The 20,736-nt window shown below is 58.6% G+C and carries 25 protein-coding genes and 1 riboswitch; all 25 genes read right to left on the minus strand.

Translation table 11 applies throughout. The features are described 5' to 3' along the window. Position 1: 1 nt before the first annotated feature. Positions 2-487 carry an NADH-quinone oxidoreductase subunit NuoI gene (gene nuoI, locus ACSEXW_RS17630; RefSeq protein ID WP_438447484.1) on the minus strand — a complete coding sequence of 162 codons (486 nt, stop codon included), beginning with the start codon at positions 485-487 and terminating at the stop codon, positions 2-4. A gap of 48 nt (positions 488-535) precedes the next feature. Beyond that, the gene (gene nuoH, locus ACSEXW_RS17635) at positions 536-1,546 is read right to left on the minus strand and encodes an NADH-quinone oxidoreductase subunit NuoH (RefSeq protein ID WP_438447485.1); all 1,011 of its coding nucleotides are present in this window, start codon (positions 1,544-1,546) and stop codon (positions 536-538) included. Then, complete coding sequence (locus ACSEXW_RS17640) at positions 1,546-2,649, minus strand: NADH-quinone oxidoreductase subunit D (protein ID WP_438447486.1); 1,104 nt, start codon at positions 2,647-2,649, stop codon at positions 1,546-1,548. Before ACSEXW_RS17640 ends, nuoH begins: the two co-directional genes overlap by 1 nt. A gap of 5 nt (positions 2,650-2,654) precedes the next feature. Further along, positions 2,655-3,458: an NADH-quinone oxidoreductase subunit C gene (locus tag ACSEXW_RS17645; RefSeq protein WP_438447487.1), complete on the minus strand. Its 804-nt coding sequence runs from the start codon at positions 3,456-3,458 to the stop codon at positions 2,655-2,657. Further along, the gene (locus tag ACSEXW_RS17650; protein ID WP_438447488.1) at positions 3,451-3,972 is read right to left on the minus strand and encodes a NuoB/complex I 20 kDa subunit family protein; all 522 of its coding nucleotides are present in this window, start codon (positions 3,970-3,972) and stop codon (positions 3,451-3,453) included. Before ACSEXW_RS17650 ends, ACSEXW_RS17645 begins: the two co-directional genes overlap by 8 nt. Then, positions 3,957-4,322 carry an NADH-quinone oxidoreductase subunit A gene (locus ACSEXW_RS17655; protein ID WP_438447489.1) on the minus strand — a complete coding sequence of 122 codons (366 nt, stop codon included), beginning with the start codon at positions 4,320-4,322 and terminating at the stop codon, positions 3,957-3,959. Before ACSEXW_RS17655 ends, ACSEXW_RS17650 begins: the two co-directional genes overlap by 16 nt. Before the next feature lie 293 nt (positions 4,323-4,615). Continuing rightward, complete coding sequence (locus ACSEXW_RS17660; protein ID WP_438447490.1) at positions 4,616-5,017, minus strand: F0F1 ATP synthase subunit epsilon; 402 nt, start codon at positions 5,015-5,017, stop codon at positions 4,616-4,618. A gap of 105 nt (positions 5,018-5,122) precedes the next feature. Continuing rightward, complete coding sequence (gene atpD / locus ACSEXW_RS17665) at positions 5,123-6,529, minus strand: F0F1 ATP synthase subunit beta (RefSeq protein ID WP_438447491.1); 1,407 nt, start codon at positions 6,527-6,529, stop codon at positions 5,123-5,125. Positions 6,530-6,667: 138 nt separating this feature from the next. Further along, positions 6,668-7,534 carry an ATP synthase F1 subunit gamma gene (atpG, locus tag ACSEXW_RS17670; RefSeq protein WP_438447492.1) on the minus strand — a complete coding sequence of 289 codons (867 nt, stop codon included), beginning with the start codon at positions 7,532-7,534 and terminating at the stop codon, positions 6,668-6,670. A gap of 14 nt (positions 7,535-7,548) precedes the next feature. After that, positions 7,549-9,063 carry a F0F1 ATP synthase subunit alpha gene (gene atpA / locus ACSEXW_RS17675; RefSeq protein ID WP_438447493.1) on the minus strand — a complete coding sequence of 505 codons (1,515 nt, stop codon included), beginning with the start codon at positions 9,061-9,063 and terminating at the stop codon, positions 7,549-7,551. Between the two features lie 16 nt (positions 9,064-9,079). Continuing rightward, entirely contained in the window at positions 9,080-9,631 is a 552-nt protein-coding gene (locus tag ACSEXW_RS17680) for a F0F1 ATP synthase subunit delta (protein WP_438447494.1), read from the minus strand. After that, positions 9,628-10,113, minus strand: coding sequence for a F0F1 ATP synthase subunit B (atpF, locus tag ACSEXW_RS17685; protein ID WP_438447495.1), 486 nt, complete (start codon positions 10,111-10,113; stop codon positions 9,628-9,630). Before atpF ends, ACSEXW_RS17680 begins: the two co-directional genes overlap by 4 nt. Positions 10,114-10,218: 105 nt before the next feature. Further along, entirely contained in the window at positions 10,219-10,431 is a 213-nt protein-coding gene (gene atpE, locus ACSEXW_RS17690; RefSeq protein ID WP_438447496.1) for a F0F1 ATP synthase subunit C, read from the minus strand. 84 nt (positions 10,432-10,515) lie between these two features. Continuing rightward, positions 10,516-11,295 carry a F0F1 ATP synthase subunit A gene (gene atpB, locus ACSEXW_RS17695; RefSeq protein ID WP_438447497.1) on the minus strand — a complete coding sequence of 260 codons (780 nt, stop codon included), beginning with the start codon at positions 11,293-11,295 and terminating at the stop codon, positions 10,516-10,518. Between the two features lie 9 nt (positions 11,296-11,304). Continuing rightward, positions 11,305-11,697, minus strand: a complete 393-nt coding sequence (locus tag ACSEXW_RS17700; protein WP_438447498.1) for an ATP synthase subunit I — start codon at positions 11,695-11,697, stop codon at positions 11,305-11,307. Then, positions 11,690-11,920: an AtpZ/AtpI family protein gene (locus ACSEXW_RS17705; protein ID WP_438447499.1), complete on the minus strand. Its 231-nt coding sequence runs from the start codon at positions 11,918-11,920 to the stop codon at positions 11,690-11,692. The genes ACSEXW_RS17700 and ACSEXW_RS17705 overlap by 8 nt, the downstream gene beginning before the upstream one ends. A gap of 241 nt (positions 11,921-12,161) precedes the next feature. Continuing rightward, positions 12,162-13,304, minus strand: a complete 1,143-nt coding sequence (gene wecB, locus ACSEXW_RS17710; RefSeq protein ID WP_438447500.1) for a non-hydrolyzing UDP-N-acetylglucosamine 2-epimerase — start codon at positions 13,302-13,304, stop codon at positions 12,162-12,164. Between the two features lie 132 nt (positions 13,305-13,436). Next, a complete protein-coding gene (gene upp / locus ACSEXW_RS17715) occupies positions 13,437-14,066 on the minus strand; it encodes a uracil phosphoribosyltransferase (protein ID WP_438447501.1) in 630 nt (209 codons plus the stop codon). A 273-nt stretch (positions 14,067-14,339) separates the two neighbouring features. Then, positions 14,340-15,587, minus strand: a complete 1,248-nt coding sequence (glyA, locus tag ACSEXW_RS17720) for a serine hydroxymethyltransferase (RefSeq protein ID WP_438447532.1) — start codon at positions 15,585-15,587, stop codon at positions 14,340-14,342. 61 nt (positions 15,588-15,648) lie between these two features. Next, positions 15,649-16,257 carry a TIGR01440 family protein gene (locus tag ACSEXW_RS17725; protein WP_438447502.1) on the minus strand — a complete coding sequence of 203 codons (609 nt, stop codon included), beginning with the start codon at positions 16,255-16,257 and terminating at the stop codon, positions 15,649-15,651. Positions 16,258-16,318: 61 nt separating this feature from the next. Next, positions 16,319-16,777, minus strand: coding sequence for a ribose 5-phosphate isomerase B (gene rpiB, locus ACSEXW_RS17730; protein ID WP_438447503.1), 459 nt, complete (start codon positions 16,775-16,777; stop codon positions 16,319-16,321). A gap of 152 nt (positions 16,778-16,929) precedes the next feature. Then, positions 16,930-17,010, minus strand: a riboswitch (ZMP/ZTP riboswitch). Between the two features lie 102 nt (positions 17,011-17,112). After that, on the minus strand, positions 17,113-17,697 hold the full coding sequence (locus tag ACSEXW_RS17735) for a low molecular weight protein arginine phosphatase (RefSeq protein WP_438447504.1): 585 nt from the start codon (positions 17,695-17,697) through the stop codon (positions 17,113-17,115). An 86-nt stretch (positions 17,698-17,783) separates the two neighbouring features. Beyond that, entirely contained in the window at positions 17,784-18,296 is a 513-nt protein-coding gene (locus tag ACSEXW_RS17740; RefSeq protein ID WP_438447533.1) for a manganese efflux pump MntP, read from the minus strand. Between the two features lie 195 nt (positions 18,297-18,491). Continuing rightward, the gene (locus tag ACSEXW_RS17745) at positions 18,492-19,604 is read right to left on the minus strand and encodes an L-threonylcarbamoyladenylate synthase (RefSeq protein ID WP_438447505.1); all 1,113 of its coding nucleotides are present in this window, start codon (positions 19,602-19,604) and stop codon (positions 18,492-18,494) included. 152 nt (positions 19,605-19,756) lie between these two features. Beyond that, entirely contained in the window at positions 19,757-20,548 is a 792-nt protein-coding gene (gene spoIIR, locus ACSEXW_RS17750; protein WP_438447506.1) for a stage II sporulation protein R, read from the minus strand. Positions 20,549-20,736 lie beyond the last annotated feature (188 nt).

The following is a 20,736-nucleotide window of genomic DNA, read 5'->3' on the forward strand; positions in this document are numbered from 1 at the left end:
GTTACTTGGCACCTCCTGAGGGCTTCGCCTTGGCTAAGCCGGCTTCGGAAGCATTCGCTTTCGGAGCTTGGGAAATGTTGTCCTTCCGGATATTCGTGTCATTCTCGTTCAGCCACTCCAGGTTCTTGAACAGATCGTCGCGGCTGTAGGCAGCCAGCTCGAAGTTGTTGGTCATGATGATGGCTTCCGTCGGACATACCTCCGTGCACAGATCGCACAGAATGCAGATTTCAAAGTTGATATCGTAGGTATCGATAACCTTTCCCTTTTTCTCGGGATCGGGGTTGGCTTTGCCTGTAAGCGTTATGCACTCCGTCGGACAGATCCGGGCGCACTGATTGCAGACGATACACTTCTCCGGATCAAAATGCTGGATGCCGCGGAAGCGGTCCGGCATTTCCAGAGGAACGTCGGGATAGGCGTAGGTAATCTTCTTCTTGGTCAGATTCCTGAAGGTGACGCCCATGCCTTTGATAATTCCCTTCACGGTGGTTCACCCCTTCGGTTCTATCGTGGATGCGGCAGCACGGCAGCCTTACCGCAGGAAGATCTCAATATACAGCGCCGATACGAAAATATTCACAAGCGACAGGGGCAGAAGCACCTTCCAGCCGAAGCCCATCAGCTGATCCACCCGGACGCGGGGCATGGTAGCCCGGAGCCAGAACAGGAAGAACACGACGGAACAGAACTTGAGCAGGAACCAGACAATGCCCGGGATAAAATCCAGGAACGGCAGCGGAGAATACCAGCCACCCAAGAACATGGCCGAGGTCAGCGCCGCAATGGCGAAGACGTACACATACTCGGCCAGCATGAAGAACGCGAAGCGGAAGCCGCTGTATTCCACGTGGTAGCCGGCAACCAGCTCAGACTCCGCCTCCGGCAGGTCGAACGGGGTCCGGTTCAGCTCGGATACGGCCGCGATGATGAAGACGCCGAAGCCGATGATCTGCGGGATGAAGTTCCAGTGCCAGAAACCGCCGCTCTGATTCAGCACGATGTCGCGGATGTTCATGGTCCCGGTGACCATGATGATGCCGGTCATAGAGATGACGAGCGGAATCTCGTAGCTGATCATCTGCGCAGCGGAGCGCATGCCGCCCAGAAGCGCGTATTTGTTATTGGAGGCCCAACCGCCCAGCACCACGCCGATGGTGGAGATGCTGGACAAGGCGGCGTAGTACAGCACGCCAACGTTCATGTTGGCGAAGTAACCCCAGTTCGTGTACGGGATCGCCACCAGAACCGCGAAGGAAGGCACGAAGGTGATGACCGGAGCCAGAATGAACAGCTCCCGGTCGGCCTTGGCCGGAATCGTATCTTCTTTGATCAACAGCTTCAGGACGTCCGCCACACTCTGCAGAAGCCCCAGGGGGCCGGTCCGGTTGGGACCGATCCGCAGCTGCATCCAGCCGATGACCTTCCGCTCGAAGTAAATGGCGTAGGTTACGAAGCCCAGCACCAAGAGCAGCATCATTACGGCCAGCAGGACGAAGATCGTAAAGTTCCCCCAGCCCAGCTCTTGCGTCAACAAGTCCGCCATCAGCAGTCCACCTCTCCCACGACGATGTCGATGCCGCCCAGAATGGTGATCAGGTTGGTCATGGTTTCCCCGACCAGGAGCTTGGGCAGAATCTGCAGATTGACGAAGGACGGTCTCTTGAATTTCAGCCGGTACGGCTTATCCTTGCCCTTCGATATGATGTAACAGCCGATCTCTCCGCGGGGCGATTCGATACTGGCATACAGCTCGCCTTCCGGCACGCGCAGCACCCTCGGCACCTTGCCCATGGTCTCGCCCTCGTGCGGATACTGCTCCAGCGCCTGTTCCAGGATGCGCAGAGATTGCTTGATCTCCTCCATCCGGATCAGATAGCGCGCATAGCAATCCCCTTCGGTCTGAGTCGGCACGTCGAATTGGAACCGGTCGTAAATGCAGTACGGCTGGCTCTTGCGCACGTCGTAATCGATGCCCGTACAGCGCAGGTTGGCGCCGGAGAGGCCGTAGTTGATGGCCGTCTGGGCATCGTACTTGCCGACCCCCTTGATCCGGGCCAGGAAGATTTCGTTGCCGCTGACCAGCTCGTGGTACTCCTCCAGCTTCTTCTTCATATATGGTACGAATTCCGTCACCTTCTGAATCCAGCCCTCGGGAGCGTCCCACTTCACCCCGCCGACGCGCATGTAGTTGTACGTCAACCGGGCGCCGGAGAGCTCGTTGAAGAAGTTGATGATCATTTCCCGGTCGCGGAAGGCGTACAGGAACGGGCTCATGGCCCCGATATCGAGCAGATACGTGCCCCACCAGACCAGGTGGCTGGCGATGCGTTGCAGCTCCATAACGATGAGCCGGAGGAATTCGGCCTTCTCCGGAATTTCGAGCTGCATCATCTTCTCCACCGTGTGGCACAGCACATAGTTGTTCGTCATGGCGGACACATAGTCCATCCGGTCGGTATACGGAATAATCTGAGTATAATTCAGGTTCTCGGCCAGCTTCTCGGTGCCCCGGTGAAGATAGCCCATAACCGGGATAGCCTCGGTAATCACTTCGCCGTCCAGCTTGACGATGACGCGGAATACGCCGTGGGTCGACGGGTGCTGAGGGCCAACATTCAGGAGCAGTTCTTCGGTACGTATAGCCACTTAAGTCACACCTCCGGGTCCAGCGGTTCGTAGTCTTTGCGCAGGGGATGGCCCACCCAGTTGTCCGACATCATGATGCGGACCAGATTGGGATGGCCGGTAAATTCGATGCCGAGCAGGTCATAGACCTCCCGTTCGTTCCAATCGGCGGCCCCCCATACCGGGGTGACGGATGGAACAACCGGCGCTTGACGGTCAGCTTTGACCTTGATGCAGTATTCCTGCATGTCTTCCAGTCGAAGAATATGGTAGATGACCTCCATATGGGTCTCCAGATCGGAGCCTGCCAGATTGCGCAGGTAGGTCAGCTTCAGCTCGTGATGGCCATTCAGGAATTCTGCTGCTTTGGCAACGAGTGACGTTTCCAGCACCACACAGGGAAGGTGGTCATCCCTCTCGTTGATCCAGGCTTCCTGAATCGCTTGTTCGCCCAGCTCTTCCTTGAGCAGCTGCACGAACCGGTCCAGCACCGGCTGCTTTGGAGACGGTTCCTTCGGCGGTGCATCCGCCGCCGCTTCTCCCGCCTCGGCCTTCTTGGCGGCCTCCCGGGCTGCAGCGCGGGCGGCGCGGGCTTCGGCAGCCGCCTTCGCCTTCGCTTCCTTCGCCTCGTCCTCCGTCATCGTAACCGGAGGCTGGTCCGCCTCCTTGCCGATGGTCTGCACCTCGGGGGCGGCGTCTTCCTTCACCGGACGGGTTTCGGAGCCGGGCTCCTCCACTCGGGGACCTTCGGCCTGAGCCTGCGCCTCGTCGGCCCGGCCTACTTCCTCCGGCTTCGGAGTCTCATTCAGATCCTTCTTCTCTTCAGACACGATCGGTCACCCGCTTCCCGGTCTTCGCTTCATAGCGGATCTTCTCTTGCAGCTTATTGATGCCGTAGATCAGAGCCGCCGGGTTCGGAGGACAGCCCGGAATGTACACATCCACGGGAACCACCTGGTCCACACCCTTCACCACAGCGTAGGATTTCACATATGGACCGCCCGCCGTTGCGCAGGAGCCCATGGCAATAACCCACTTCGGTTCCGGCATCTGATCGTACAGCCGGCGGAGCAGCGGGGCCATCTTCTTCGTTACCGTACCGGCCACCAGCATCACGTCCGACTGCCGGGGCGAGGTCCGGAAGATGACGCCGAAGCGGTCCAGGTCGTAGTGGGATGCGCCGGTTCCCATCATCTCAATGGCGCAGCAGGCGAGACCGAAGGTCAACGGCCAGAGCGAGTTGCTCCGGGCCCAGGCTTTCAATTGCTCCAACGTCGTCATGAAGACGTTGCGTTCCAGCTCCGCCTTCTCTTCCGGGGTGATGTTCTCTAAATTGAAGTCCATTGCAGCACCTTCTTCTTCCAAGCATAGATGAGACCGACCAGCAAGAGCACGACGAACACGATCATTTCAACCAGGGCAAACAAGCCGAGCTTCTGATAAGCGACCGCCCACGGGTAGAGAAACACGGTTTCCACGTCGAAAATGACGAACATCAACGCAAACAGATAGTACCGGATGTTAAACCGGACTTGCCCGGCGCCTACCGGCTCGTTACCGCTTTCATAGGTGGTGAGTTTCTCTGGCAGCGGTTTGCTCGGCCTAAGCAGCTTGCCGATGGTCAACGCAGCTATGGGCAGGAAGATCCCAAGACCAATAAATATCGCAACCATGACGTAGTTATTGGTATGCATGAGCTGCAATTCCCCTTTCGTATCTATAGTTTTTTCATATAGTAAAACCAAGTTCTCCTTATAAATACCCAACCAATTATAACAAAAGTACAATTTTGTGTCTAATAAAAATGACTATAATCAAGCGGCGCAAAGACAAGGAAAAATTGTTCGCGTTCCCCCGTTTCAGGCAGCCAAATCCTTTTTATTGTAACTCAAACGGCAAGGAAAAATGTGCATCTCCTCACACATTGTCACGAATTAGACAAATAAAAAAAGAAGCAACCCTATGACGGGTCGCTTCTTCGTACATGCTATTTGTCCTGCGCTACGCGGATCCGGTTCATCGCCCGCTGCAGAGCCATCTCGGCCCGGCGGTAGTCGATGTCGTCCCGTTTCGCTTGAAGGCGTTTCTCAGCGCGGTCTTGGGCAGCCTTCGCACGGTCCACGTCGATCTCTTCCGGAAGCTCGGCGCTTTCGGCCAGAATCACGACTTTGTCCTTGCGTACCTCCATGAACCCGCCGCTGACGGCAATGGTATCCTTGCCGTTGCCCTTCTTGGCATCGAGAGGAGCGATTTTCAGAGGAGTGACAAACGGAATGTGGTTCGGCAGGATACCGAGCTCCCCATCCACACCGCGAGCGATGATCATGTTCACTTCCTGCTCATAGACCTTGCGCTCCGGAGTCACGATTTCCAACAAAAAAGTACTCACGGACCATTCCTCCTAAGAGTTTTCCATTGCTCTCCAACCAAGTTGGAGGGAGAAAAACTCCGCTTCGTATGCATATGCACGGGCTTCCCTTACGGGAGAGCAGCCTTACATAGTCTTCGCTTTTTCGACGGCTTGCTCGATGGTGCCCACGTTGTGGAAAGCAGCCTCCGGAAGGTCATCGTGCTTGCCGTCCAGGATAGCCTTGAAGCCGCGGACGGTTTCGGCAACCGGTACGTATACGCCCGGCTGACCGGTGAACTGTTCGGCCACGTGAAGCGGCTGGGACAGGTAACGCTGTACCCGGCGCGCACGGGAAACGACCAGCTTATCTTCCTCGGACAACTCGTCCATACCCAAGATGGCGATGATGTCCTGAAGCTCTTTGTAACGCTGCAGCAGACGCTTAACGCTCTGCGCAACTTGGTAATGCTCTTCCCCTACAACCTGCGGGTTCAGAATCCGGGAGCTGGAAGCCAGCGGATCCACCGCCGGGAAGATCCCGATAGCCGCGATGCCGCGGTCCAGGTTGGTGGTGGCGTCCAAGTGGGCGAAGGCGGTGGCCGGTGCCGGGTCGGTGTAGTCGTCCGCCGGTACGTAGATCGCCTGGATGGAGGTAACGGAGCCCTTCTTGGTGGAAGTGATCCGCTCCTGCAATTGGCCCATCTCGGTTGCCAGCGTCGGCTGGTAGCCTACCGCGGAAGGCATACGGCCGAGAAGCGCCGATACCTCGGAGCCCGCTTGGGTAAAGCGGAAGATGTTATCGATAAAGAGAAGAACGTCGCGGCCTTCTTCATCGCGGAAGTATTCCGCCATGGTCAGACCGGTCAGAGCAACGCGAAGACGCGCGCCCGGCGGCTCGTTCATCTGGCCGAAGACCATCGCGGTCTTGGCGATAACGCCGGAGTCCTTCATCTCATGGTACAAGTCGTTCCCTTCACGGGTACGCTCGCCTACGCCGGCGAATACGGAGATACCGCCGTGCTCCTGGGCGATGTTGTGGATCAGCTCCTGCATCGTTACGGTCTTACCAACGCCTGCGCCGCCGAACAGACCGATCTTGCCGCCCTTCATGTAAGGGGCCAAGAGGTCGATAACCTTGATGCCGGTCTCCAGCATCTCGGCTTGAGTGGTCAGGTTCTCGAAGGTAGGAGCAGGCTTGTGGATCGGGCTCGTAATGGTGCGGTCCGGATCGCCGTGGCCGTCGATCGGGTTGCCCAATACGTTGTATACGCGGCCCAGGGTGGATGGGCCTACCGGTACGGTGATCGGAGCGCCCAAGTCAATGGCTTCCGTACCGCGTACCAAGCCGTCGGTGGAGGACATGGCCACACAGCGAACGACGTTGTCGCCCAAGTGAACAGCCGCTTCAACGGTCAGGTCGATGTCCACTTCTCCGGCCTTTTCCGACTTCTTCGTAATGCGAATGGCGTTCAGAACGTCCGGCAGCTGCCCGCGCTCGAACTCGATGTCGATAACGGGACCGGTGATCTGAAGCACGCGTCCTTTATTCATGGTTTACCCTCCTGAGAGTTCCCGGAGTCTGCCGCATAGCTGCTGCAGGACTGAAGGAACCAGCTTCTTAAGAAAATCCGCACCCTTCCGGAGGGGATCCGGCCCTAAGCCGGCTCAACCCTTCCCGGAAAGACTACTTTATACTTGAGCGTTGGCACCTGCCACAATCTCGGAAATTTCCTGGGTAATGGCAGCCTGACGCGCACGGTTATACACCAGCGTGTAAGACGAGATCATCTTGGTAGCGTTCTTGGTCGCACTGCCCATGGCGGTCATCCGTGCACCAAATTCGCTGGCCTTGCTCTCCAGCACCGCGCTGTAGATCAGCGTTTCCGCGTAGCGGGGAAGGAGGACCTCCAGCACCGCTTCCGGGGAAGGCTCATATTCGTATGCCGTCGCAGGACCTTTGTCATCCTGCTCCATCTTCTCGAAGGGAAGCAGCCGCTTCACGGTCGGAATCTGGGTCAAGGCGTTCTTGAATACGTTGTACACGAGGTACAGCTCGTCATATGCACCGTTGGCGTAATTCTCCACCGCCTTCGAAGCAATAGCCTTGATCTCGGCAAAATCCGGGGAATCCGGCAGTCCGGTGACTTCCTCCACGATCGGAATGTTCCGTCTGCGGAAGTAATCGCGGCCCTTGCGGCCCACGACGAAGATGGCGTACTCATCCGTCGATTTGTGCCGCTCGCGAAGCGTGGTGACCGTCTTCCGGAGCAGGTTGGCGTTGAAGCCGCCTGCCAGGCCTCGGTCGGACGTGATGACCAGATAACCGGTCCGCTTCACGGTCCGAGTCTCCAGCATCGGGTGCTTGAGACCGGTGGAAGAGGCGGTGATGCTGTTCAGCACTTCGCGGATCTTGTCGGCGTAAGGACGTGCGGCCTCGGCGGATTGCTGCGCCTTTTTCAGGCGGGAAGCCGCCACCATTTCCATAGCCTTCGTGATCTGCTTGGTATTTTGAACGCTCTTGATTTGGCGTTTGATTTCGCGCATGCCTTTTGCCATGTCAAATCACCGCCCTATGCCGTAGTGGCAAAGCCTTTGCGGAATTTCTCGATGGCGTCCTTCAGAGCGTTCTCGTTGTCTGAGGTCAGATCCTTCGTGTCACGGATGGACGCAAGGATCTCCGGCTTGTTGGCATCGAGATGCTCGAGGAACTCCTTCTCGAAACGAAGCACGTCGTTCAGCGGGATTTCGTCCAGGTAGCCCTTGGTGGCGGTGTAGATGCTCACCACTTGACGCTCAACCGGCATCGGCTCGTTGACGCCCTGCTTGAGCAGTTCCATCAGACGGGCGCCGCGGTTCAAGCGGGCTTGAGTCGCTTTGTCCAGGTCGGAGCCGAACTGGGCGAACGCCGCAAGCTCGCGGTACTGGGCCAAATCCAGACGGAGGGTACCGGCAACCTTCTTCATGGCTTTGATCTGAGCCGAGCCGCCTACACGGGATACGGAGATACCTACGTTAACCGCAGGACGCTGACCGGAGTAGAACAGATCGGACTCGAGGAAGATCTGACCGTCCGTAATGGAGATTACGTTGGTCGGGATGTATGCGGAGACGTCACCCGCTTGGGTCTCGATGAACGGCAGCGCGGTCAAGGAACCGGCGCCCAGCTCGTCGGACAGCTTCGCAGCGCGCTCGAGCAGACGGGAGTGCAGATAGAATACGTCACCCGGGAATGCTTCGCGGCCCGGAGGACGGCGGAGCAGCAGGGACAATTCGCGGTATGCGGCAGCTTGCTTGGACAGGTCGTCATAGATGACCAGAACATGCTCGCCTTTGTACATGAAGTACTCGCCCATAGCGCAGCCGGCGTACGGAGCCAAGAACAACAGCGGAGACGGCTCGGAAGCGGACGCGGTTACGACGATGGTGTAATCCAGTGCGCCGTGGCGGCGGAGGGTCTCCACAACCTGGGCAACGGTGGATTGCTTCTGGCCGATGGCGACGTAGATACATTTTACGCCATTGCCTTTTTGGTTGATGATGGTGTCGATCGCGATGGCGGTCTTACCAGTCTGACGGTCGCCGATGATCAGCTCGCGCTGGCCGCGGCCGATCGGGATCATGGAGTCGATGGCCTTGATACCGGTCTGCATCGGCTCATGAACGGACTTACGGGCCATTACGCCCGGTGCCGGAGATTCCAGAGGACGGAAGGTTTCGGCTTGGATCGGGCCTTTGCCGTCCAGCGGCTGACCCAGCGGGTTCACGACGCGGCCAAGCAGCGCTTCGCCTACCGGAACCTCCATGATGCGTCCGGTACGTTTTACGGTGTCACCCTCGCGGATATCCGTGTAGGGACCCATGATAACGATACCGACGTTGTCTTCCTCCAAGTTGAACGCATAACCCATGACGCCGTTGGAGAATTCCAACAGCTCGCCGGCCATGGCGTTCTCGAGGCCGTGTGCACGGGCGATACCGTCGCCGATCTGGATAACGGTGCCGACTTCCGCCACTTCCATAGCCGATTTATATTGTTCGATTTGACTCTTGATCAGTGTGCTGATTTCATCAGGTCTGATGCTCAACTGCCCTCACCCCTATCTACAGTGCTTGAGTTACTTCTAAGACTTTCTCCATACGCTCCAGCTTGCCGGAGAGGCTGCCGTCATACAGCTTGTCGCCGATGCGGACCTTGATTCCCCCGAGCAGACTGGAATCGACGATGTTGGTCACGTGAATGGCCTTGCCGGTCAGGTTGGTGAACCGGGCGGCAATAGCCGTGGCTTCTTCTTCGGACAGCGCCATCGCGGAATATACGGTGGCATCCGCACGTCCGGACGCTTCGTTGGCGATCTTCACGAACTGCTCATAGACGGCCGGGATCAGCTCCGAACGCTTGCGTTCCACCAGCAGCACCAGCGTGTTCAGTGCGAGGTCGGACAAGCTTCCGGCGAAGATCTGCTTCAAGAGGCCGGTCTTGGCTGAAGTGTCGATGTTCGGGCTGTTCAGCAAGGTTTCGAGATCCGGCTGCTCCTGGATCAGGGACAGAACGGTCTTCCAATCCTCGACGACGGTGTTCACCGAATTCTTCTCCTTCGAAGCTTCATACAAAGCCCTGGCATAACGTTTGGCTGCTGTCAGATCGCGGCTCATGATTTTTCCCCTACCTCTTTGAGGTATTGGTTAACCAGATCCTGCTGGGTCTTCTCATCGACTTGCTTCTCGATGATCTTCGAGGCGATCATAACGGACATGGCGCCGACTTGGCTCTTCAGAGCAGCAACGGCCTTGTTCCTCTCGCTCTCGATGTCACGGAGTGCCTCGTCTTTGATACGGGCGGCTTCCGCCTTGGCTTGCTCCAGCGCTTGCTCCGTCTGACGGTTGCTGGAGTTCCGGGCGGCTTCAATAATTTGATAAGCCTCTTTGCGGGCTTCTTGTATCGCTTGCTGCTGCTCGGCAAGCAGGTTCTCCGCTTGCTTCTGGCTGGCCTGCGCGTTGTCCACCTGGCTCTTGATCAGCTCTTGGCGCTTCTCCATGATGCTGAACAGAGGGCCCAGGGCGTATTTGCTAAGGAGCCAGTAGAGCAATAAGAATGAAACAATCGCGAATACGGTTGATTCCCAAACGAAATTCATTCCGGTGTCACTCCTTCCTGCGTGTACGGTAATTCGGGCCTTCACCCGTAGGTCAAAATGAAGGCGCGGAGGCTTAAGGCCATCCCCGCCAATCTCGGGCTACTATTAGGCGAAGTACATCAGGAACGCCAGAACGACGCCGATCAACGGAACAACCTCGACGATACCAACGCCGATAAACATGGTGGTTTGCAGAGTGCCGCGCAGCTCAGGCTGACGAGCGATACCTTCTACTGTCTTAGATACGATCAAACCGTTACCGATACCGGCGCCCAGCGCGCCCAGACCTACTGCAATTGCTGCTGCCAAAAGTTCCATTTGTGAAAACCTCCTGAAATAGTTGTTTTTGGTGGGTGAATCGATATAGTTCCCGTGCCAGAATGAACCGGACGAGCTTAATCCTTAGTGATCCTCTACATGGATGGCCGCTTGAGAGATGTACACCATCGTCAGGATGGTGAACAGGAAGGCCTGGATACCGCCGACGAACAAGCTGAAGCCCTGCCATACCACCAAGAGCGGGATACCGAAGAATCCTGCCATGATGATGGTGGAGACCAGAATCTCACCGGCGAAGATGTTGGCGTACAGACGAAGCGCCAGCGTTACCGGCTTGGAGATCTCCTTGATCAGGTTCAGCGGGAAGAAGATCGGGAACGGTTCGAAATAGTGCTTCAGGTAATGCTTCGTGTTCTTCGTCAGGCCCAGGAAGTGAACCAGCACGATCACGATGAGCGCAAGGCCCGCCGTAACGGACAGGTCCGCCGTCGGGGACTTGAACCAGTTGATGCCATAACCTTCATGACCATCGGCAATCGCCTTCTGGATCATATCGGCGCTGACAAGCTCGTGGCCGAACAGACTGACCGGATGGTGATAGTCGAACACCACTGCCAGCGGAAGACCCAGGATGTTGGACACGAAGATGAACATAATCAGCGTGACGCCCAGTGAAACGAAGGGCTTGATCCGGTTCAACGGCATGGTGCTGGCGATGGTATTCTGGACGAACTCGATGACCCATTCCATGAAGTTTTGCATTTTGGACGGGTTGTCGACGGACAGATTGCGGACCGCCAGTCTCGCCAAGATAAAGGTGATCAAACAGGATAGCACAATCACGAGGATGATCGACAGGTCGAAATGAAAACCGCCGATCTCCAGAATCGGAGCGTGATGCATAGACTTTTTTCACCTCTTTCCATAGGGTATTTTTCGAGCGAGAAGTACCGTAATGCCTCGAATCCATGTTGCCGCTTGCACGAAGAAAAATCCGGCTACCGTAGTAACCAAGTTAAACTGCGAAAATTTAAGGGCGATCATGGTGCCAATCAGGACCATGCACACCCGGGAGATGAATCCGAAATTAACCCGCTTGCCGTTGTTCTCCAGCGCCGCTTGGGTTAAGGCGTGGATTTTGGCATGGAGAATCCGGGCATTAACCAGGCTGATTAATACCCCCAGCACCAAACCGGCCGCATAGGGCTTGGCTCCGGGGATGAATGCCCAGGCCAAGAGACACGCCGACATCATATAGAGGGCGTACCGGAATGCGCTTTGCATCATGCTCTCGAACTCACTCATTCGTGTCCTCCACAAACCGCTTGATGATGAACACGATGCTGACCAGGCCGATGAACAGGCCTGCCAGGACACCGCCCGCCAGCCAACCCTTTTGACCCGTGTATCCGCTCAAAAAACGCCCTCCGAAGTATCCCAACAGGATACATACCACGAGGTCGGTTCCGAGCGCCGAAGCTAATCCGGCATATTTCCAAGGATTCATGTCGGGCTTGGTCGGTTTCATGGCGGTTCCCTCCATAAGGCTGGAATTCGGATGCCATTAATGTCAAGAAGCTTTACCCAAGGTTTCCTTATTTGTAACAATTCTTAACCATTTTAGCTTCGCCGGACAACATTTGTCAATTCAATTAAATTCGAACGTTTTGTGAACAAAAATCGAAAAACCCTTATGTATCAACGGTTTCGACGTTTTGCAACCACACAGTCCAACTGTAAGGTGTGATGTTTGTCATTGACAAGCATCGTTAAGGTTGGAACGGTTTGGGCCTTTCGGCGCTGATTCCGAAGTGGTGCTTGATGGCCTGCACGATTCTCTCGGACACCTTGCCATCTCCGTACGGGTTGGACGCCTTGCTCATGCGCATATACAGCGCCTCGTCCGTCAGAAGGGCCTTGGCCCGGCTGTATACGGCTTCCTCGTCGGTCCCTACCAGCTCCAGCACGCCGGCTCCGATGCCCTCCGGACGCTCCGTAGTATCTCTCAGGACCAGCGCCGGAATACCGAAGGAAGGCGCTTCTTCCTGAATTCCGCCGGAATCAGTGAGAATCAGGTGCGTATGAGGGTAGAAATTGTACATATCCATAACGTCCATCGGGGCCGTCAACTGGATTCTCGGATGGTCACCCAGGATCTCGCGCGCCGGCTCCTGCACGGCCGGGTTCAGATGGACGGGGTAAACGATGGCCACGTCCTCGAACTCATCGGCAATCCGCTTCACAGCCCGGAAGATGCGGCGGTGCGGCTCTCCGATGGCTTCCCGGCGGTGGGCGGTCATAAGAATAAGCCGCTTGCCCTTCGCCCAGTCCAGTACCGGATGGGTGTAATCCTCGCGGATCAGATACTGCATGACATCCGTGATGGTGTTGCCGGTGACGTAGATCGATGCTTCCGGCTTGTTCTCCTTGCGCAGGTTCCCCGCCGACCAATCCGTCGGAGCGAAGTGCAGATCCGAGATGACGCCGGTGAGCTGGCGGTTCATCTCCTCCGGGAACGGCGACAGCTTGTTCCAGGTCCGCAAACCCGCCTCCACGTGTCCGACTTGTATCTGCTGCAGAAGCGCTGCATAGGAGGCCAGGAAGGTAGTCGACGTATCCCCGTGAACCAGGATCAGGTCCGGCTTCGCTTCCCTTAATACCGGCTCCAGTCCTTGAAGGACCCGGACCGACATCTCATTCAGCGTCTGCCGCTCCTTCATGACATCCAGATCGTAGTCCGGCTTGATGTGGAAGTAATCCAGCACCATGTCCAGCATCTGCCGGTGCTGGGCCGTCACGCATACCAGCGAATCGATCTCGGCTTCGTGCTTCTTCAGCTCCAGAACCAGCGGCACCATCTTAATGGCCTCCGGCCGGGTACCGAAGATCGTCATAACCTTAATCCGTTTCAATCTGCAACCCCCTCTGTCTCGAAATTACGAGGTCCTTCAACAGGACAGCGTTATGGAAGCCCCGGAACGGGCGCACCCGCCGGAGGGTCTTCCTCGACAACAACAAATCCCTATGGCTATACGGATGATGTTTTATTTGGTTCCAAAAAGACGGTCGCCGGCATCGCCCAGACCCGGCACGATGTAGCCGTGGTCATTCAGATGGCTGTCGATGGCCGCTACATATATATCGATGTCCGGATGAGCCTTCTGCATGGCTTGGATCCCCTCCGGAGCCGCGATCAGACACATGAGCTTGATCTGGGTGCAGTTGCGCTTCTTCAAGAGATCGATGGCTGCAATGGCGGAGCCCCCGGTAGCCAGCATCGGGTCGATGACGATGAGCTCACGCTCGGTGACGTCCGTCGGAAGCTTGGTGTAGTATTCCACCGGCTGCAGCGTTTCCGGATCGCGGTACAGTCCGATGTGTCCGACCTTGGCGGCGGGAAGCAGCTTCAAGATTCCGTCCACCATGCCGAGACCGGCGCGCAGGATCGGAATCAAGCCGAGCATCCGGCCCGAGATGATCTGGCATTCCGCCGTGGTGACCGGCGTTTTCACCATGGTCTTCTCCAGCGGGATGTCACGGGTAATCTCGTAAGCCATCAGCGTGGCTACCTCGTCCACCAGCTCGCGGAAATCCTTTGTGTTCGTGTTCTCATCCCGGATGAAGGTCAGCTTATGCTGAATCAGCGGATGATCGCAAATAAAAACTTTACCCATTCCTAAGTTCCTCCCGCAAGGGGCCGGAAGCCCCTGTTGTCCTGTACACAGCTTTTGACATAAATCTTAGCTATTATACCACAACGATCCGTCAAATACTGCAAGGGGCGAAATAGTGTCACGGGCGCGTAATAAAGGTAAGCATTTTCATAGCGGGATTGTAGGGCGAAGCCCCGAATTCATCTCGCAAACCGCACGAACGGACCCTTTTGGAGGCAAAATAATAGACTGGCCGGGAAGCTCCCGGCCAATCCATGGTCAACACTTATGCCATTAATAGGTCAAATTCGGGTACAGCGGGAACCGGGCGTTCAGCTCACGCACCAATTCGCGCGCCTTGTCGTGGGACGCTGCGTCCTCCGGATTGTTCAAGGTGATGGAGATGATCCGGGCGATATCCTTCATCGCTTGCTCGTCCATACCACGGGAGGTCACGGCCGGAGTGCCCAGCCGGATGCCGCTGGTGACGAACGGGCTGGTCGGGTCGAACGGAATGGCGTTCTTGTTGCAGGTGACACCCACTTCGTCCAGCAGGTGCTGGGCAACCTTGCCGGTCAGGTTCTTGCTGCGCAGGTCCACCAGCATCAAGTGGTTGTCCGTGCCCCCGGATACGATGTCGAAGCCTTCGGCCAGAAGGGACTCGGCCAGAACCTGGGCGTTCTTCACTACTTGCTGCGCATAAGTCTTGAAGCCCGGCTGCAGCGCTTCGCCGAAGGATACGGCCTTGGCGGCGATGACATGCATCAGCGGGCCGCCTTGGGTACCCGGGAATACGGCCTTGTCGATTTCCTTCGCCCAAGCCTTGCGGGTCAGGATCATGCCGCCGCGGGGACCGCGGAGGGTCTTGTGGGTCGTGGTGGTGACGAATTGGGCGTGCGGCACCGGGTTGGGGTGCAGGCCGGCTGCGACCAAGCCCGCGATGTGGGCCATGTCCACCATGAACAGGGCGCCCACGTCGTTGGCGATGGAGGCGAACGCTTCGAAATCGATGGTCCGCGGGTAGGCGCTGGCGCCGGCCACGATCAGGCGGGGACGGTGCTTGAACGCCGCCTTGCGGACTTCATCATAGTCGATGCGGTGGTTTTTCTCGTCTACGCCGTAGGCGACGAAGTTGTACAGAATGCCGGAGGCGTTGGCCGGGTTGCCGTGAGTCAGGTGGCCGCCATGGGCCAGGTTCATGCCCAATACGGTATCGCCGGGCTTGATCGCCGCCAAGTATACGGCCAGGTTGGCTTGGGCGCCGGAGTGAGGCTGGACGTTCACGTGTTCAGCCCCGAACAGCTCCTTGGCGCGGTCACGGGCGATGTCCTCCACGATGTCCACGTACTCGCAGCCGCCGTAGTAGCGGGCGTTCGGGTAGCCTTCGGCATACTTGTTCGTCAGAACGGAGCCCATGGCCTCCATGACGGCGGTGCTGACGAAGTTCTCCGATGCGATGAGCTCCACCTTGTCGCGCTGGCGGTTCAGCTCCAGATTCATGGCTTCCAGAATTTTCGGGTCGGCTTTGCGCAGGTTTTCCATCTTAGACATACCTCCTTGTATTGGGTGACGCTCGATTCTTCAGGATTCCGGCCCTGGGCCGTTACGTACAATGTCCGCTGTCCGGTGCGTCGACGGGCTCATAGACCGCCCGGGCGCCTCCGATCAGCTTGGGTCGGGAATAGGCCGCCTGCAGACGGGCTTCTCCCAGCATCCGGACGGAGGGGCGGAAGGGCACCGCCACGGGCCGCAGATGCATGCCGATCAGCGTCTCGCCGATATCGAGCCCGGCATGGGCCCGGATCGATTCCACCACCACCGCATCATTCAGCTTCCGGTAGGCGTAAGCCGCCATGCTGCCGCCGGCCTTGGCCACGGGCACCACGGTGACTTGCTCCAGAAGCGGATCTCGCTCCATCAGCTCCCGCTCCACCACCAGCGCCCGGTTCAGGTGCTCGCAGCATTGGAAGGCGGGGTGGAAGCCGAAGCGCTCCCGGGCTCGGCGGACGCCCTCGAAGATCTGCCCGGCCACCTCCTCGGTGCCCGAGGTGCCGATCCGCTGGCCCATCACCTCGCTGGTGCTGGTGCCGATCACCACGATCTGTCCCGGCCGGAGGCCGCCGGCCTCCGCCAGCTCGCCGAGCACCCGCTCCACCGTGTAGGCGATGCCGCTCAAGGCGTCCGGAACAGCGCCGGTACGATTGTGTTCCATCCTTCCTGCACCTCCGCTTCGTGTCCGTCCCCGGGGCGTAAGCCCCAAGGGGAGGAACGGATTAAGGATGAAGCGTGTATTTTTCCTCGAGGGCCTTGACCTTGTTCACGCGGTTGATGTGACGGGGGCCTTGGGAGAACTCCGTCTCCAGCCACACCTTCACAATCTCCTGAGCCACGCCCGGCCCGATGACCCGCTCGCCCATGGCCAGCACGTTGGTATCGTTGTGTTCCCGGGTCGCCTTGGCGGAGAATAGATCATGCACCAGCGCGCAGCGGATGCCCGGTATCTTGTTGGCGGCGATGGACATGCCGATTCCGGTGCCGCAGATGAGGATTCCCCGGTCCGCTTGCCCTTCCACGACCTTAAGACACACCTCCGACGCATAGTCCGGATAGTCGACGGAGTCGCCGCAGGTACAGCCGTAATCCTCCACCTGGTGGCCCAATTCCTCGATGTACGCCTTGATCTCGTCCTTCAAGCGGAAGCCCGCGTGGTCCGCACCGATCGCAATTTTCATGAACATGTCCTCCTTGGTCCAAATATATCCTATTATACCGCACCCCTCGAAAAAAGAAATCACGCCGGAAACCGGCACCGTCCGACAGCATCCGTCCCGGATGTTGCCTTTCGGAAATCAAAAAAAGAGCACAGCATGCACGTGCATGCGTTGCTCTTTGCCCAGGCGACCGGCCGATATCCCCGATGCTCCATTGTGGTTCCACCCACTTGTCGCCAGTTACACCGGAGTTTGTAGTTATTCTTATCATAGCGGATTCCTGCACTGCTGTAAAGTCATGAATCCGCCTATAGCGGACGGATTTTCCCGCCGGAGCAGCATCCGCCCCGGCCGGACTAGCCTCTCTTCAGCCGCTTCAGCACGGAGGCTAGAGCCCGCTCGATGGCCTTCGCCGTCTCGTCATAATCTCGTCGGGATCCGCCGAAGGGATCCGGAATGTCGAAGTCCGGGGCTGCTTCGTCCAGACGGTACAGCCGTTCCCGCTCCTCCCGCCCGATGGGCTGGCCCAGCGCCTGCTTCAGCTGCAGCTCCGACAGAAGGGACTCCTTCTCCCGGATCCGGTCCAGTACCGCCGGGTCGGATTCCGCATATTCCAGGAGCGTGTGGACCTTATCCACCGCTTCGGGATGGCGCTCCAGAAGCATTCGCTTATGGGACATGGTCATGGTCAGGATCAGGTCCGCCCAACGGACCGTCTCCGGCTTCAGCGAGCTGGACGAGGTGACCCCGCCGGAGGCTCCTTTTTCCCTCAGGATATCCCCGGTATGTCTGGACACCGCCGCCCCGTCCACCGCCGACACCCCTGCGGAACGGACCTCCACCTCGAGCCCCTCCCGCTCCGCCATGGAACGGCACAGCCCTTCGGCCATGGGACTCCGGCACGTATTGCCGGTGCAGACAAACAGGATGCGCGTCTTCACCACTAGAACCTCCTTCCCGAATGGGGGTTGATCTATTTATTGTACCAGATCTTCCGGAAAATATGGAACGGAGGCATTTTCTCCTCTCACATAAGAAACCGGAGCCCGAACACCAGGAGAATGATGCCCCCCAGCGCTTCGCCGTATTCGCCGACCCAGCGTCCGACCCGTCGGCCCACGAGGAGCCCCAGGACGGACATGCCTCCGCCGAACATGCCGAAGAGCAGCACGGTCAGCAGGATGTCCGAGGCGAACATGCCGAGCGACACGCCTACGCTGAAGGAATCGATGCTCACCATAACGGCGAAGAGCATGAGGCCCCAGAAGCTGCGGTGGTCGAAGACCACGGAGGAATCCCCCCGTAAGGCCGAATACACCATATGGGCCCCCAGCACCACCAGCAGGGCACCGCCGGCCGCCGTGGCCACGTTGCCGAGCAGGGAGCTGACGTATTGCCCCATGAACATGCCCATCAGCGGCATGATAATGTGAAACAGTCCGATGACGATGCTGACCCGCGCGATGTTCAAGAGCCGGATGCCCCGGATGCCCATGCCGATTCCCAACGAAAATGCGTCCATGCCCAAAGCCAATGCCATGAGTAAAATCGTGATCAATTGCCCCGCTTGTACGGTGTAAGCCGGCAATGGTATCTCCTCCTGTCCGCCTATAGCTCATTCCAGCATATGCGGACAGGTTCGCAAACATGTCTCATCGGAGGGACGGGCCGGCTGCAGAACCGGCGGGCCCAAGGGGCATCGGCCCGGCAGGGGCCGCTATCCGGGGACGGCGGCTTACTCCGCCTCCAGCACCCGGTGGCCGGCAGCCTTGCGCAGGCGGTTCATGACGGCCAGACCGATGCCCTCCTCGGGGAAGGCTTCCGCCAGCATGACGGTGGTCCCTGCCTCGTCGAAGCGGCGCAGGGCCGCGAACAGCTCCTGGGCCGTGGAGCCCGGATCCTGCAGCGTGCCACAGACCGCCACCTCATCGGCGCAGCCTCTATAGTAATGAGCGTGTTCTTCGGGTGCCAGAACGCCCGTTCGCTCCCCCGCCGCCCGAGCCTGCTCCAGCTCCCGGACGATCCGGGCGGCGACCGCTTCGGGGCTCCGCCCCTGCACGATGGTAAGCTGCCCCTTCGGGGCGTAGTGGGTGTACTTCATGCCCGGGGACCTCGGGCGGAAGTCCAACTCCGCGGCCCGCGCTGCGGCATCCGCGGCCACAGGGTCCACGCCGCCGCGCACCTCGCCGGCGACGTCAACGGCACAGCCGGCGGCCGCGGCAAGCTGCGCCGGCGTCACCCCGCCCGGGCGCAGCACGTGCACGCGCCCGTCCGAACCGCCGGCCTCGACTACCGTGGACTCGAGGCCGACGCCGGTGGCGCCGCCGTCCAGGATGCCGGCGATGCGCCCCTCCAGATCCTCGCGGACATGCTCCGCGAGGGTGGGGCTGGGGCGCCCCGACCGGTTGGCGCTGGGCGCCGCCACCGGACACCCTGCCGCGGCGATGAGCGCCAGGGCCACCGGGTGGTCCGGCATCCGCACGGCCACCGTGTCGAGCCCCGCCGTCACCAGCGGCGATACGGCACCGGGGCACACCGGCAGCACCAGCGTCAGCGGCCCGGGCCAGAAGGCCTCCGCCAGCCGCCGGGACACCGGGTCCACCTGCAAGGCCAGCCCGTCCAGCATGGACAGGTCCGAGATATGGACGATCAGGGGGTTGTCCGAAGGCCGGCCCTTGGCCCGGTAAATACCCGCCACCGCCTCGGTACAGGTCGCATCGGCGCCCAGGCCATACACCGTCTCCGTCGGGAAGGCAACCAGCTCCCCCTTCCGGAGCAGCCCGGCCGCCTCCTGCACCGCCTCCTGCCCGGGATCACCCGTTTCGTCCGCCCACCATAGCTTCGTCATGCCGCGTCTCTCACTTTCTTCTCGCATCAATTAGGAATGAGGTCATTATAGCGCGTCCGTTTCCCGGTGTCACGGCAGGCGGGTTCTCCTCACGCAGATCCCTAACTAAAAACGGCCGGACGGGAAACTCCCGCTCCAGCCGTTCGGCCATCTTATGCAAACCAGCTCTTCATCAGCTCCCAGAAGAAGAACTTAACCTCTTTCTTCGGCTGCTCCGGGGTGTCTCCAGCGGCTGCGGAGACCTCCTTCTTGACCGTGGAGGCCGATGCCGCCTTCACCGCCGTTTTTTCCTTGTCGCTCTTATCATTCTTATCGCTCTTCACGTTCTTGTCGCTCTTCGCATCGTTCTTCGGGCTCTGCTCGCTCTTCCCGCTCTTCGCGGTCGGCTCCGTCTTCCCGGTCTTGCCGTCTTGAGTCTCCTGCTTGTCCTTCATGACCGCTTCGCCCTTGGCTGCTTCCACGAAGCACAGCGGCGGGAAAAGCACACACCACCAGTTCTGCCCCGCTCCTTCGCCGATCGTCACGCGGAGAGCCTCGTAATCCCCGGCGGGGTAGACCTTGTCGCCGTACATTTTGGCCGGGAAGGGAACCAGGCCGAGCTCCACTTTGGAGGAATAGGTGAAGCCTGCGCTCTCGATCTCCCGGGTCACGATGGCTTCCAGCTCCGGAATCCGCTCCGATACCAGGAGCCGGGCTTCCTCCAGCGTCGTCGGGCCGCTGACCCATGTATTCATCTGCTCCACGATGGCGTCACGCACCCTGCGCTTCAGCGCCTGATCCGTCACCGAATCCGAATTGGCCAGAATCCGCAGACGGATGGACTCCTCGGGGATGTCCGATTCGACGACGGCCGCCATCGTGCGGTTATGCTCCCATGATACCAGTAGTACGATCAATGCGAAGAATAAATAGATATAAGAGCTGTAAGAAACCCGCTTTACCATGTTCATCCGTCCTTTCCCTATCTACCACCAGTATGGACGGCGAATCTAGCATTTATACCTTCCGCTAGGCAAATTCATAGAATTCGTATATAGATCGAAATTTGTCGCAATATAACGTCAAATGTCACACAATGTTCGAAAATGACGGACTTTCTCGTGACCAATGTACTAAGTAAAATTTTCCATTA

Origin of the sequence: Oryzibacillus soli (assembly GCF_051594765.1) — a bacterium.
Classification (GTDB): domain Bacteria; phylum Bacillota; class Bacilli; order Paenibacillales; family NBRC-103111; genus Paenibacillus_AR.

What these genes read in the sequence shown, in the direction of transcription:
- ACSEXW_RS17655 (WP_438447489.1), bottom strand. Translation starts at nt 4,322, where the DNA reads ATGCATACCAATAACTACGTCATGGTTGCGATATTTATTGGTCTTGGG.
- atpD (WP_438447491.1), bottom strand. Translation starts at nt 6,529, where the DNA reads ATGAATAAAGGACGCGTGCTTCAGATCACCGGTCCCGTTATCGACATC.
- atpB (WP_438447497.1), bottom strand. Translation starts at nt 11,295, where the DNA reads ATGCATCACGCTCCGATTCTGGAGATCGGCGGTTTTCATTTCGACCTG.
- upp (WP_438447501.1), bottom strand. Translation starts at nt 14,066, where the DNA reads ATGGGTAAAGTTTTTATTTGCGATCATCCGCTGATTCAGCATAAGCTG.
- ACSEXW_RS17680 (WP_438447494.1), bottom strand. Translation starts at nt 9,631, where the DNA reads ATGAGCCGCGATCTGACAGCAGCCAAACGTTATGCCAGGGCTTTGTAT.
- atpF (WP_438447495.1), bottom strand. Translation starts at nt 10,113, where the DNA reads ATGAATTTCGTTTGGGAATCAACCGTATTCGCGATTGTTTCATTCTTA.
- ACSEXW_RS17740 (WP_438447533.1), bottom strand. Translation starts at nt 18,296, where the DNA reads ATGGCATTGGCTTTGGGCATGGACGCATTTTCGTTGGGAATCGGCATG.
- glyA (WP_438447532.1), bottom strand. Translation starts at nt 15,587, where the DNA reads ATGGAAAACCTGCGCAAAGCCGACCCGAAAATTCTGGAAGCCATGAAT.
- ACSEXW_RS17745 (WP_438447505.1), bottom strand. Translation starts at nt 19,604, where the DNA reads ATGACGAAGCTATGGTGGGCGGACGAAACGGGTGATCCCGGGCAGGAG.
- atpG (WP_438447492.1), bottom strand. Translation starts at nt 7,534, where the DNA reads ATGGCAAAAGGCATGCGCGAAATCAAACGCCAAATCAAGAGCGTTCAA.
- spoIIR (WP_438447506.1), bottom strand. Translation starts at nt 20,548, where the DNA reads ATGGTAAAGCGGGTTTCTTACAGCTCTTATATCTATTTATTCTTCGCA.
- ACSEXW_RS17725 (WP_438447502.1), bottom strand. Translation starts at nt 16,257, where the DNA reads ATGGAACACAATCGTACCGGCGCTGTTCCGGACGCCTTGAGCGGCATC.
- nuoH (WP_438447485.1), bottom strand. Translation starts at nt 1,546, where the DNA reads ATGGCGGACTTGTTGACGCAAGAGCTGGGCTGGGGGAACTTTACGATC.
- atpE (WP_438447496.1), bottom strand. Translation starts at nt 10,431, where the DNA reads ATGGAACTTTTGGCAGCAGCAATTGCAGTAGGTCTGGGCGCGCTGGGC.
- rpiB (WP_438447503.1), bottom strand. Translation starts at nt 16,777, where the DNA reads ATGAAAATTGCGATCGGTGCGGACCACGCGGGCTTCCGCTTGAAGGAC.
- ACSEXW_RS17705 (WP_438447499.1), bottom strand. Translation starts at nt 11,920, where the DNA reads ATGAAACCGACCAAGCCCGACATGAATCCTTGGAAATATGCCGGATTA.
- ACSEXW_RS17650 (WP_438447488.1), bottom strand. Translation starts at nt 3,972, where the DNA reads ATGGACTTCAATTTAGAGAACATCACCCCGGAAGAGAAGGCGGAGCTG.
- ACSEXW_RS17700 (WP_438447498.1), bottom strand. Translation starts at nt 11,697, where the DNA reads ATGAGTGAGTTCGAGAGCATGATGCAAAGCGCATTCCGGTACGCCCTC.